Genomic DNA, 12172 nt, shown 5'->3' on the forward strand with positions numbered 1-12172 from the left:
GGCCTTTAGCCGGCCTTTTCCGTGTTTTCGGCGCCGAGCTCGATCGGCTGGCCATGGGGTGTCGCCTTCGCGGCGCGGTCCCAGGCGCTCTCGCGGCCTGACCTTTCGGCTTCGGGAACGATCCCCTTGCGATCGAGCAGGCGTTCAAGCGCGCTCAGCCAGGCGGAATAGTAGGCATCGTCGCCGGTCGCGTGGGGACCGGCCCGCTTCAGTTCCGCGCCGAGGGTGTCGGCCCATTCGCTCCAGGTGAAATGGCCGCCGGCGTTCAGTTCGACGGTCATGGCGAAGGCCTGCGCGTGCCAGGGCTCGGCGAATACCGGACCATACCGGTCGCGCGGGATCGACGGCAGCGTCTCCAGAGCCGTTGCGATCTCGGGGCGCGGGGCCTCAGGCGGGCTCAAGATAGGGCTCCCAGAGATCGACCTGCACGGTATCGCGCGCCGAGGCTTCCTCGCCCCAGAGCTCGCGCGCGGTGAAGCGCACCGAGTAGAGCCAGTGGGCCCGTTCGCCGAGCCCGTGCGCGCTGGCATCGGGGAAGACGTGGCAGCCGTGCACGCGGGTGATCGTGCCGGCATGGCCGCGCACGTAGCGCACCAGCCGCGTATGCCCCTCGGGATGGAGGTTCCTGGCGCGCACCCTGTCGCCGGTCTTGAACCGTGCCGGCTCGTCCGCCGGCCGTTCGTAGGGCGTGCCGCTGGCGAGCACCCCGGCCACGTTCTCGGCCTTCAGAATGCGGTCGACGGACTTCGGGGGCTCGGCCGCACGACCCGTCTCGATTTCCTCGCCAGTCAGGAGACCGCGTTCGCTCATCAGTTTCTCGAGGCCGGCGAGCCAGATCTGATAGTAGCTGGACGATAGGTATTGCGCGGGGGGCAGGCTCTCGCGGGCGTGGCGCGACATGTCGATGTTCCAGCCCCCCGGCGCGGCCATGGCGAGCGTCAGCGCCAGCACCTGGCGTTCCCAGTCGGCGTGGAAAATCGGCTCGTTCGGTTCGGGGACGACGGGACCGAAATCCTGCATCCCGCCCATGTCGTGGACCCCGTTCATTCGCCCCCTCCCTCAGCGCACGCTTCCTCGGGTGACAGGGCGATCCCCGTTCCGATCATCGCGTTGCGGGTGACGAGCGCGGCCAGCGCCTCCTCGTCCAGGCCCTCGGTGTGGTCCGGCCGCATGGGGATCACCAGGTAACGGACCTCGGCCGTCGAATCCCACACCCGGATTTCGGTCTCCTCGGGCAGCTCCACCCCGAATTCGGAGAGAACGCCGCGCGGGTCGATCACGGCGCGCGACCGGTAGGGCGGCGATTTGTACCAGACGGGGGGAAGGCCCAGCACCGGCCACGGGTAGCAGGAGCACAGGGTGCAGACGACCATGTTGTGCACGTCGGGCGTGTTCTCGACGATCACGATGTGCTCGCCTTGCCGGCCGGTGAAATCGAGCTCGGCGATCGCCGCCGTTGCGTCTTCGCGCAGGCGTTCCAGGTACGCCGGGTCGCTCCAGGCCCTGGCGACGACGCGGGCGCCATTCCGCGGGCCCACCTTGTGCTCGTAGGTGTCGATCAGTTTGTCGAGCGCCGCCTGTTCGACATAGCCCTTCTCGACGAGGAGGGATTCCAGCGCGCGGACCCGCAACGCCGTCGGGGACAGCTCCGAACTGTCGTGGTCATGGTCGTGGTGGTCACCGGACATCGCTCGTGCCTCACAACAGCTTTACCATTGCGATCCTAGACAGGCTGGTCGCCGCAGGCCAGTGTCTGATTGCCAGCGGGAGGAGGGGTCCATGAAGCTCGATGGCATCCGCGCCTGCGTTTTCGATGCCTATGGAACGTTGTTCGACGTTCATGCGCCGGTCGCCAAGGTTGCCGCCGCGCTTGGCGATAAGGCCGACGCGGTATCCCGGATGTGGCGCGACAAGCAGTTGCAGTACACCTGGCTCAGAAGCCTGATGGGCGCGCACGCGGATTTCCTTGCCGTGACAGCCGATGCGCTCGACTACGCGCTTGCCGCGCACGGCGTCTCGAACGCCCCGCTGAGGGCGCGGCTGCTCGATCTCTACATGACGCTCGACGCCTATCCGGACGCGCGCCGCTGCCTGGAGACCCTGAAATCGAAGGGGCTGACCACCGCGATCCTGTCGAACGGCTCGCCCGCGATGCTCGATGCGGCGACGAAGTCGGCGGGGCTGGACGCGCAACTCGACCATGTTCTTTCTATCGAGCAGGTCGGCATCTACAAGCCCGACCCGCGCGTCTATCAGCTCGCGGTCGATGAACTGGGAATTCCCGCCGCCGACATGCTGTTCGTGTCGATGAACCCGTGGGATGCGAGCGGAGCCGCCAATTTCGGCTTCAAGGTCGCCCGTCTCAACCGGCTCGGTGTGCCGCCCGACAACCTGCCGGGCGACATTTCCGCCGAGGTCGCGACGCTGGACGCTATTCCGGATCTGGTATCCTGAGCCCGCGTGGCGGCAGCGCCGTTCCCGCCGATCGGCTGCAGGTGTTGCGCGGGTCACCCGGCCGCCGAGAGCAGCGTCGCCTTCTGCGACCGATAGCCGCGGAGGGCGTCGCCGAATGCCTCGAACAGCGTCCGTGACGCGGGATCGGACCCCGCCCAGTATTCGGGATGCCACTGGACGCCGAGCGCGAACGCCTTGGCGGTCTTGACCGAGACGGCCTCGATCGTGCCGTCCTGCGCCGTTGCCTCGATCTCGAGATCGTCGGCCAGCCGGTCGATCGCCTGGCGATGGAGGGAATTGACCTTGATCGGCTCGGTACCGAGGATCGACGCCAGTCGTCCGCCGGGACGGATATCGATCCTCTGTCGGATGGCGAACCGCTCGTCCTGGACCGTCGATTCCGGGGCACGATGATCCATGCGGTCCGGCTGCTCCTGGATCTCGGCGGCGATGGAGCCGCCGAGCGCGACGTTGAGTTCCTGAAATCCGCGGCAGATCGCGAACAGCGGCAGACCGCGCTCAAGCGTCGCGCGGATCAACGGCAGCGTCGTCGCGTCGCGCCCCTCGTCGAAGGGTTCGTGGGCCGGCGTCGGTGCTTCGCCGTAGTTGCCCGGGTGCACGTTGGAGCGGCTGCCGGTGAGCATCACGCCATCGACGAAATCGAGGATCCGCGAATAGTCGAATTCGCCGCCGAGCGCGGGAACGACCAGCGGCATCGCGCCGGCGACATGGGCAACCGCCTCCAGATACTGGGCAGCGGCCGCGTGCCAGCGGTATCCTTCGAAGGATTTCACGTCCGCGGGCACGGCGACGACCGGACGGCCAACCGACTGGCCCCTAACGCCAGCGTTCATGGGGAATTCCTTTCTTTGATTAGCCGGCAACATTCCGGCGTATTGGCGATGTTGCCGCAATACTTAGGTATTTCTCCCCGCGCGTGCGATCCGTTACACGGAGATTTGCCGCAACGGAAGTAGACTTGTGTTGCGCAACCGGCTGCGCTTTATATCGACGATCGCCGCGCCGCAACGGCCGGTCGGTGCCGCCGGGACCGAGACAACGACAATAGGTACGCCGGATCCGGATGGCAGTCACCAACACTCACGGAAAGTGGGAGGAAACCACATGGATCGTCGTTCGTTTCTGAAGAAGGCCGGCATCGGCAGCGCTGCCGCTGCCAGCGCGGCCGCCGCTTCGTTCCCGACGCCCGCCATCTCGCAGGGCACAATGGAACTGAAGATGGTGACCACCTGGCCGAAGAACTTCCCCGGCCTGGGCACCGGAGCCCAGCGCGCCGCCGACCGCATCACGGCGCTGACCGACGGTCGGATCACCGTCAAGGTGTTCGCCGCCGGCGAACTCGTGCCGCCGTTCGAGTCCTTCGATGCGGTCTCGCAGGGCACCGCGGACATGTATCACGCCGCCGATTACTACTGGCTCGGCAAGCATACGGCCTACGCCTTCTTCTGTGCCGTTCCGCTCGGCATGACGTACGCCGAACAGTCTGCGTGGATCGCCTATGGCGGCGGTCAGGAGCTCTGGGACGAGCTCGGCGCCGGCTTCAACATCAAGTCTCTTCTGTGCGGAAACACCGGCACCCAGATGGCCGGGTGGTTCAAGAACGAGGTGAAGAGCCTCGAGGACCTCAAGGGCCTGAAGTTCCGCATGCCCGGGCTCGGTGGCGAGCTGATGCGGCAGATCGGCGTCAACGTGATCAACCTCCCGGGCGGCGAGATCTTCCCGGCGCTGCAGTCCGGCGCCATCGACGGCGCGGACTGGGTGGGGCCGTGGAACGATCTGGCCTTCGGTTTCTACAAGGTCGCCAAGAACTACTACTATCCCAACATGTCGGAGGGCGGCGCAGCGATCGGCCTGGGGATCAACAAGGGCGTCTGGGACAAGTTGTCTCCGACCGACCAGGAGATCTTCAAGTCGGCGGCGGCGGCCGAGAACAGCCAGTTCTATGCCGACTTCAACGCCAACAACGCCAAGTCCCTGAACACGCTGATCAACGAGCACGGGGTCAAGGTCAGCCATTTCCCCGACGACATCATCGACGCGTTGGGCAAGGCGGCTCCCGATGTCCTGGCGTCCGCGGCGACGGACGATATCGGCAAGCGCATCCATGACGCGTATCTCAAGTCGCGCGACGACTATCGCGGCTGGAGCCAGGTCGCCGAACCGGCCTATGTCCGAGACCGGGCGCGCGTCCTGGGCTCGTAGAAACGCAACAACGGCACATCGAGGGAGGTGCGGCGTCCCCTGGGGCCGCACCTCCCGTCGTCGGGCACGATGCGCGAGATCGCAAATTTCGTAGACGGGTTGAACGAGCGGATCGGCCGCGCCGTGTCGTGGCTGGCGCTGGCGATCGTGCTCGTCCAGTTTCTGATCGTCGTCGGCCGGTACGTGTTCGGCGTCGGATCGATCTGGATGCAGGAGCTGGTCATCTACATGTTCGGCTTCACCTTCATGCTCGGCGCCGCCTATGCGCTCCGGCATGACGGGCACGTGCGCGTCGACATCTTCTACAGAGAGGCCGCACCGCGCACCAAGGCCCTGGTAAACCTGCTGGGGTCGGTCTTCTTCCTGCTGCCGATGTGCGTTCTGATCTTCTGGATTGCCTGGCCCTACGTGTTCCAGTCCTGGTCCATCTGGGAAGGCTCGACCGAAGCCAGCGGCATTCCCGCACGCTATCTGCAGAAGACCGCGATCCTTGTCTTCGCCGTCCTCATGGGCCTGCAGGGGCTCGCCATCATCATCCGATCCGTCCTCACGCTGCGGGGTGACGAAACGGAGACAAAAGCCCTGCGGTCGGCGGAGTGACGGCGATGGGCGGCCTCCAGCACTCCCTCGACATCGCGATGTTCGTCGTCGTTTGCGTCGTGTTGCTGGCCGGCTATCCGGTGGCGTTCACGCTCGCCGGCGTCGCGCTGGTCTTCGGCGTCATCGGCTACCTGGCCGGCGTCTTCGACCTGTCGTTCTTCCTCGCCTTCCCGCAACGCATCTTCGGCACGATGACCAACGAGGTGCTGGTCGCGGTGCCGCTGTTCGTGTTCATGGGCGTCATGCTCGAGCGCTCGCGCGTGGCCGAGGAGTTGCTCGAGACCATGGGCCGGCTCTTCGGCAAGATGCGCGGCGGCCTGGGCATTTCGGTGACGATCGTCGGCATGCTGCTCGCCGCCTCGACGGGCATCGTCGGCGCGACCGTCGTCACCATGGGGCTCCTGTCGCTTCCGACCATGCTGCGCTACGGCTATTCGCCGCGGCTGGCGACCGGCGCGATCGCCGCGTCCGGCACGCTCGGCCAGATCATTCCGCCCTCGATCGTGCTCGTCATCCTCGGCGACCAGCTGTCCAACGCCTACCAGAAGGCCCAGCTCGACATGGGCATCTTCTCGCCGGAGACGGTGTCGGTCGGTGACCTGTTCGCCGGGGCGCTGATCCCGGGGCTCGTCCTGGTCGGCATGTATCTGGTCTACCAGGTCTTCATGGCGATCGTTAAGCCGGAGACGTCTCCGCCCATGCCGGCGGCGGATACGGGCGACGTCGGCCTAGGCAAGGTTCTGCACGCGTTGCTGCCACCGATCCTGCTGATCGTCGCCGTGCTCGGCTCGATCCTGGCCGGTGTGGCCACGCCGACCGAGGCGGCCGCCGTCGGCGCCATCGGCGCGACCCTTCTGGCGGGGTACCGCCTGGACGAGACCCGGCCGTGGCCGGTCTATATCGCGGGCCTGTCGCTGATCGGCGTCCTGGTTCTGACCGGTTTCATGGACCTGCGCGTCGCGCGCACCGAGATTCCGACCGCCGACATGGCCGGGATCTGGGTCGCGGCCGCGTTCTGCATCGGGATCGCCTACGGGCTTCTGATATCGCTCTTGCGCGTGTACCGCGGCGCGGTTCTGGTGCCGGTGATGCAGACCACCACGCAGATCACCGCGATGGTGTTCGTGATCCTGATCGGCGCGGCGCTGTTCAGCCTCGTGTTCCGCGGCCTGGGCGGCGAAGAGATGGTGCACGCCGCGCTGCAGGGCATGCCCGGCGGTGCGCTCGGCGCGATGATCGCCGTCATGCTGCTGATGTTCTTCCTCGGCTTCTTCCTGGACTTCCTGGAGATCGTCTTCGTGGTCGTGCCGCTGGTCGCGCCGATCCTGCTGACGCTGGAGATGCCGGACGGCGGCACCATGAGTCCGGTCTGGCTCGGCATCATGATGGCGGTGAACCTGCAGACCTCGTTCCTGACGCCGCCCTTCGGCTTCGCGCTGTTCTATCTGCGCGGGGTGGCGCCGGCATCCGTCAAGACGATGGACATCTACCGGGGCATAATTCCCTTCGTCTTTATTCAGTTGATCGCACTTGTCGTGCTTTGGTACATGCCGGCACTGGCAACCTGGCTACCTGGCGTGGTGTACAACTGATGACGATTGCGAGTGTTGGTGAACTGTTCGACCTTTCGGGGCGGACCGCGCTTGTTACCGGCGCGTCGAGCGGTCTCGGCTGGCGGTTCGCGGAAGTCTTGGCCGCGAACGGGGCGAACGTGGGAATCGCGGCGCGTCGGACCGACAGGCTGGAGACGCTCAAGTCCGAAATCGAGGCCCGCGGCGGCCACGCGTTGCCGGTGCCGCTCGATGTCACCGACATCGATACCATCGCGCCCGCCTTCGATGCGGTGGAGAAGGCGTTCGGCCCGGTCGACATCCTCGTCAACAACGCCGGCGTGGCCGCCGAGGGGTTCATCGCCGACATGAACCCGGCGGATTGGCGCAAGGTGCTCGATACCAATCTCGACGGTGTCTTCCTCGTCGGCCAGGAGGCGGCACGGCGGATGACCGCGGTCGGCAAGGGCGGATCGATCGTCAACATCGCCTCCGCGATCGCCTTCAAGGTTTCGAAGACGCTCGGCGCCTACGCCGCCGCGAAGGCCGGCGTCGTGCAGCTCACCAAGGTGATGGCGCTCGAACTCGCAGATGCGAACATCCGCGTCAACGCGATCTGCCCTGGCTATATCGAGACCGAAATCAACAGCGACTACTTCGCGACCGAGGGCGGCAAGAAGATGATCCAGCGCTACGTGCCGATGAAGCGGCTCGGCGACATCAAGGAGCTCGACGGCACGCTGTTGCTGCTCGCCTCCGACGCGGGCTCGTTCATCACCGGCACGCCCATCCTCGTCGACGGCGGCATCGCGCTCTGACGACTTAGATCTTGCCCTTGGCGACCCGAGCGGCGATTGTCCCGTCGAAACGACGGGAGCGCCCATGGACTTCACACTTTCGCCTGAGATCGACGCCCTTCGCCTGAAGGTGCGTACGTTCGTCGCCGACGAGATCGAGCCCCTCGAAGCCGATCCGGCAAGCTACAACGAATTCGAGAACATCCGGATGGATCTGCGGGACCGGATGCGCGCCAAGGCGCGCGCCGCTGGCATCTACGCACCGCAGATGCCGACCGATCGCGGCGGCCTCGGCCTGCCGATGATCGGGCAGGCCGCCCTCTACGAAGAGGCCAACCGGTCGATCTTCGGGCCGTCGTGCATCAATTGCGCCGCGCCGGACGACGGCAACATGCGGTTGCTGTCGATGGTGGCGCGCGAGGACCAGAAGGACCGGTGGCTGCAGCCGATCATCGACGGTGCGGTCAATTCGTCCTTCGTGATGACCGAACCGCATCCGGGCGGGGGCTCGGATCCGGGCATGATGCTCACAAGCGCCGAGAAACAGGGCGACAAGTGGATCGTGCGCGGGCGCAAATGGTTCATCTCCGGCGCGGCGGTCGCCAAGCATTTCATTTTGGTCGCCCGCACCGATCCCAATCCGGAGGAGAAGCGCCGGCACCTGTCCGCGTTCCTGTTCCATCGCGACCAGCCGGGCTGGAAGATCGTCCGGCGCATCGACAACATGGGTCCGGACGAGCATGGCGGAGTGTGCGAGCTCGAGTTCGATGGGCTGGAGATCGCCGACGCGGACCGGCTGATGGAGGTCGGCGACGGGCTCAAGGCGACGCAGATCCGCCTCGGGCCGGCGCGTCTCACCCATTGCATGCGCTGGCTGGGGCTTGCCAAGCGCTGCATGGAGATCGCCGCGGAGTACACGTCGCGCCGCGAAGGCTTCGGCATCCGGCTCGCCGACCGGGAATCGGTTCAGCTCAAGATGGGCGAGCTTGCCCACGACATCCAGATCGGCCGGCTGCTGGTCATGCACGCGGCCTGGATGCTCGACCAGGGCGATTTCGCTCGCAAGGAAGTGTCGATGGCGAAGGTCCATGTCGCCGACACCCTGCAGAAGGCGGCGGACGTGGCGATCCAGCTGAACGGCGCGCGCGGCTACTCCAAGGACACGATCCTCGAGTGGATCTACCGCTATGCCCGGTGCGCCCGCATCGTCGACGGTGCCTCCGAGGTGCACAACATGGTGCTCGCCCGTTTCTACGCGAAGGAGGGGCAGGACTTCTGGCGCTGGGGGAGCTAGATTTCGGCGGACGGTCTCGCGTTCGCGGTTCCCGCTTGCGACGAGACGGGCCAGCACAGGACGGCGACACATGGCTTCGACACGCGGTTTCCACATGCCCGCCGAATGGTCGGCCCATCGCCGTACCTGGATGGCCTGGCCGGTGGCGGAGACCGTGCTCGAGGGAACCGGCGGCGCGGACGGCGCCTATCGGGCCTGGGCGGCGGTCGCCAATGCGATCGCCGGGTTCGAGCCTGTCGTCATGCTGGCGCCGCCGGGGGGCAAGGCGCAGGCGCGCGGCTATCTCGAGGCCGGCGTCGAGGTCGTCGAGCATGACATCGCCGAATCGTGGATGCGCGATTTCGGCCCCACCTTCGTACTCGGCCCGGAGGGCAGGCTCGGCGCGGTCGACTGGACCTTCAACGGCTGGGGCGGGCGCACCTTTCCGGACAACAAGGTCGATGCGCTGATCGCCCGTTTCGTCGCTGAGCGGGCGGGGGCCGAACGGTTCGCCTCCAGGCTCGTCAACGAGGGCGGCGCGATCCATGTGGACGGGGAGGGCACGGTGATGCTGACCGAATCCGTCCAGCTCAACGCCAACCGCAATCCGAACTGGACCAAGGCCGAGGTCGAGGCCGAGATCCACGCGTTGCTCGGCACCCGCACGGCGATCTGGCTGAAACAGGGGCTCGAGTCCGACTGCGACGACACCGGCACCGACGGACACGTCGACACGCTGGCCTGTTTCCTGAGGCCGGGCCTGGTGCTCGCCCACCGCCAGCCGGATCCGGCCCATCCCGACTACGATATCGCCCGCGAGAACATCGCCACCCTGAAAGCCGCTAGAGATGCCGCCGGACGCACGCTCGACGTCATCGAGATCGACGCGCCGGCGCAGCGGTTCAAGGCGAACGGCGAGCCGCTGTCCTGCACCTACGTGAATTTCTCGTTCGTCAACGGCGGCGTGGTGCTGTGCGGCTTCGACGATCCGAAGGATGAGGAGGTCGTCGACCTGTTCCGCCGCCTGTTCAACGACCGGCGGATCGTGCAGGTGCCGGCCACCCGCATCTTCGAGGGCGGCGGCGGCATCCACTGCATCACCCAGCAGGAACCGCTGGCGCGGGCCGGATGAGACGGAGCGCGGCATGAGCCAGGCGACGCGGCTCCTGCTTGCCGGCCTTCTGGCCATGGCACTGGTCATGGGCGTCGGGCGTTTCTACTACACGCCGATGCTGCCGTTGATGCAGCGCGACTACGGCTTCGACGCCGCCGTCGCCGGGTTCATCGCGTCGGCCAATTTCGCCGGATATCTGGCCGGCTCGATCGCGGCCTCGTTCATCCGGCCGGGGCCGGTGCGCCTGTGGATCTTCCGGATCAGCGTGGTGGCGAGTGTCCTGACGACGGCGGCGATGGGGCTGACCGACGACGTCGCTCTGTGGATGGCGCTGCGGTTCGTCTCCGGCGTCGCCAGCGCCCTGGCCATGATCGTGGCCGCGACGGTCGTCGCCGAGGCGCTGCACCTGGCGGGCGAACCGGGCAGGCTGGCCTGGGTGTTCTCGGGTGTCGGCGCCGGCATCGCGCTGTCCGGCGTGTTGGCGCAGGTCGCCGGCCACGCGCTGTCGTCGGGGCAGATGTGGTACCTCGCCGCCGGCCTGTGCGTGCTGATGGTTCCGTTCATCTTCGCCGAGATGCGCGATCGGCAGCTCGAGGCGCGGCCGCACAAGATCAGCGCACGGACCCGCCAGCCGCGGCCGTTGCCGTTCGCCGCGCTGCTCGTGAACTACACGTGCGAGGGGCTCGGCTACTCGGTCTTCGCAACCTTCATCGTGGCGATCGTCAAGGGCCGGCCCGGCATGGAGGCCTTCGCCGACTGGGTCTGGGTGATCGCCGGCATCGGTGGCGTGTTCAGCACGCTGCTGTGGGCGGCCGCCGCCGGCCGTATCGGCTACGCCAGCGCGCTGGTCGCGGCCTATGTGGTCCAGATCGTCTCCGTCGCGCTGCCGGCCCTGAGCGGCAACGGGTTCGTCGCGCTGGCCGCCGCCGCCATGTTCGGCGGCACGCTGATGGGGGTGACCATGCTGACGCTGGCCGTCGGCCGGCAGAGCGTCGACGGGCGCGGCATCGCGATCCTGACGGCGGGATTCGGGTTGGGGCAGATGGTCGGCCCGGCGGTCGCCGGGCATTTCGTGGCGGCCGGCGTCGGCTATTCCGAGACGCTGATCGGTTCGGCCGCTGTTCTCGTATTCGGGACGGTGGTGCTCGTCGTGGCCATGGCCCGGCGCGGGATAGGGGTTGCGCAGGAGACCGGCTCCGCGTCATGACACGGAACACAATCATGTTTGGCATGTTTGGGGAAGCGACCATGTTTGAGGAAGTGACATGAGGGAAGTCACCGTCGCCGCCACGCAGATGGCCTGCACCGACGTCGTCGACGAGAACGTCGCCCGCGCCGAGGCCTTGATCCGCGAGGCGGCCGGCAAGGGCGCGAACGTCGTCCTGATCCAGGAGCTGTTCGAGGGGCTCTATTTCTGCCAGGACGAACTGCCGGAGCATTTCGGCCGAGCCCATCCGCTCGACGGGCATCCGACGATCCGCCGGTTCCAGGCGCTCGCCGACGAGCTCGACGTGGTGTTGCCGGTCAGCTTCTTCGAAAAAGCCAACAAGGCGTTCTTCAATTCGCTCGCGATGGTGGATGCGGGCGGGGCCGTCCTCGGCCTCTATCGCAAGACCCACATCCCCCAGGGGTCGGGATACGAGGAAAAGTTCTATTTCAGTCCCGGCGACACCGGTTTTCGAGTCTGGGACACGAAATTCGGTCGTATCGGGTCCGGGATCTGCTGGGACCAGTGGTTTCCGGAATCCGCCCGTTCGATGGCGCTGTCGGGGGCGGAGATCCTGCTCTATCCAACGGCGATCGGTTCGGAGCTGATCGATCCGGAATGGGATTCCTGCGCGCACTGGCAGACAGTGATGTGCGGCCATGCCGGTGCAAACCTGATGCCGCTCGTCGCCTCGAACCGTATCGGTACGGAAGCGGGCAAGCGCGACACGTCGATAACCTTCTACGGCTCCTCGTTCATTGCCGACTGGATGGGTCAGAAGGTCGCCGAGGCCGACCGCTCGACCGAAACCGTGCTTACTGCGACCTTCGATCTCGACGCCATTGCCGCAAACAGGGCGGCGTGGGGGCTTTTCCGCGACCGGCGCCCGGAAATGTATGACACGCTGCTCACGCTCGACGGCGAGCTATGAGCCCGTCCTGCTTTCGACGCCTG

General features: G+C 66.6%; 13 protein-coding genes. 9 read left to right on the forward strand and 4 right to left on the reverse strand.

The features are described from left to right. Positions 1-5: 5 nt before the first annotated feature. From MUB46_RS07045 to nthA, 3 genes are read right to left on the reverse strand one after another with little or no spacing between them, the layout of a single operon-like run. On the reverse strand, positions 6-401 hold the full coding sequence (locus MUB46_RS07045; RefSeq protein WP_261615178.1) for a nitrile hydratase accessory protein: 396 nt from the start codon (positions 399-401) through the stop codon (positions 6-8). Next, the gene (gene nthB, locus MUB46_RS07050; RefSeq protein WP_261615179.1) at positions 388-1047 is read right to left on the reverse strand and encodes a nitrile hydratase subunit beta; all 660 of its coding nucleotides are present in this window, start codon (positions 1045-1047) and stop codon (positions 388-390) included. Before nthB ends, MUB46_RS07045 begins: the two co-directional genes overlap by 14 nt. Further along, complete coding sequence (gene nthA / locus MUB46_RS07055; RefSeq protein ID WP_261615180.1) at positions 1044-1688, reverse strand: nitrile hydratase subunit alpha; 645 nt, start codon at positions 1686-1688, stop codon at positions 1044-1046. The genes nthB and nthA overlap by 4 nt, the downstream gene beginning before the upstream one ends. A 91-nt stretch (positions 1689-1779) precedes the next feature. Between nthA and MUB46_RS07060 the strand changes: the two genes are divergently transcribed. Continuing rightward, positions 1780-2454 (forward strand): haloacid dehalogenase type II, encoded by a 675-nt coding sequence (locus MUB46_RS07060; protein ID WP_261615181.1) that lies wholly within the window; start codon positions 1780-1782, stop codon positions 2452-2454. 53 nt (positions 2455-2507) lie between these two features. Here the strand turns inward: MUB46_RS07060 and MUB46_RS07065 are convergent, their stop codons facing one another. After that, positions 2508-3308: a gamma-glutamyl-gamma-aminobutyrate hydrolase family protein gene (locus MUB46_RS07065; protein WP_261615182.1), complete on the reverse strand. Its 801-nt coding sequence runs from the start codon at positions 3306-3308 to the stop codon at positions 2508-2510. Between the two features lie 271 nt (positions 3309-3579). Between MUB46_RS07065 and MUB46_RS07070 the strand changes: the two genes are divergently transcribed. From MUB46_RS07070 to aguB, 8 genes are all read left to right on the forward strand, one after another. Then, positions 3580-4677, forward strand: coding sequence for a TRAP transporter substrate-binding protein (locus tag MUB46_RS07070; protein ID WP_261615183.1), 1098 nt, complete (start codon positions 3580-3582; stop codon positions 4675-4677). A 69-nt stretch (positions 4678-4746) separates the two neighbouring features. After that, a complete protein-coding gene (locus tag MUB46_RS07075; protein ID WP_261615184.1) occupies positions 4747-5277 on the forward strand; it encodes a TRAP transporter small permease subunit in 531 nt (176 codons plus the stop codon). A 5-nt stretch (positions 5278-5282) separates the two neighbouring features. Beyond that, positions 5283-6869: a TRAP transporter large permease gene (locus MUB46_RS07080; RefSeq protein ID WP_261615185.1), complete on the forward strand. Its 1587-nt coding sequence runs from the start codon at positions 5283-5285 to the stop codon at positions 6867-6869. Continuing rightward, positions 6869-7645 carry an SDR family NAD(P)-dependent oxidoreductase gene (locus MUB46_RS07085; RefSeq protein ID WP_261615186.1) on the forward strand — a complete coding sequence of 259 codons (777 nt, stop codon included), beginning with the start codon at positions 6869-6871 and terminating at the stop codon, positions 7643-7645. The genes MUB46_RS07080 and MUB46_RS07085 overlap by 1 nt, the downstream gene beginning before the upstream one ends. Positions 7646-7709: 64 nt before the next feature. After that, positions 7710-8918, forward strand: coding sequence for an acyl-CoA dehydrogenase family protein (locus MUB46_RS07090; RefSeq protein ID WP_261615187.1), 1209 nt, complete (start codon positions 7710-7712; stop codon positions 8916-8918). A gap of 70 nt (positions 8919-8988) precedes the next feature. Beyond that, positions 8989-10029, forward strand: a complete 1041-nt coding sequence (locus tag MUB46_RS07095) for an agmatine deiminase family protein (protein ID WP_261615188.1) — start codon at positions 8989-8991, stop codon at positions 10027-10029. 13 nt (positions 10030-10042) lie between these two features. Beyond that, a complete protein-coding gene (locus MUB46_RS07100; RefSeq protein ID WP_261615189.1) occupies positions 10043-11218 on the forward strand; it encodes a YbfB/YjiJ family MFS transporter in 1176 nt (391 codons plus the stop codon). Positions 11219-11276: 58 nt separating this feature from the next. Continuing rightward, on the forward strand, positions 11277-12149 hold the full coding sequence (gene aguB, locus MUB46_RS07105) for an N-carbamoylputrescine amidase (RefSeq protein ID WP_261615190.1): 873 nt from the start codon (positions 11277-11279) through the stop codon (positions 12147-12149). The last annotated feature ends 23 nt before the right edge of the window (positions 12150-12172 follow it).

This window comes from Microbaculum marinisediminis, from assembly GCF_025397915.1.
Taxonomy (GTDB): domain Bacteria; phylum Pseudomonadota; class Alphaproteobacteria; order Rhizobiales; family Tepidamorphaceae; genus Microbaculum; species Microbaculum marinisediminis.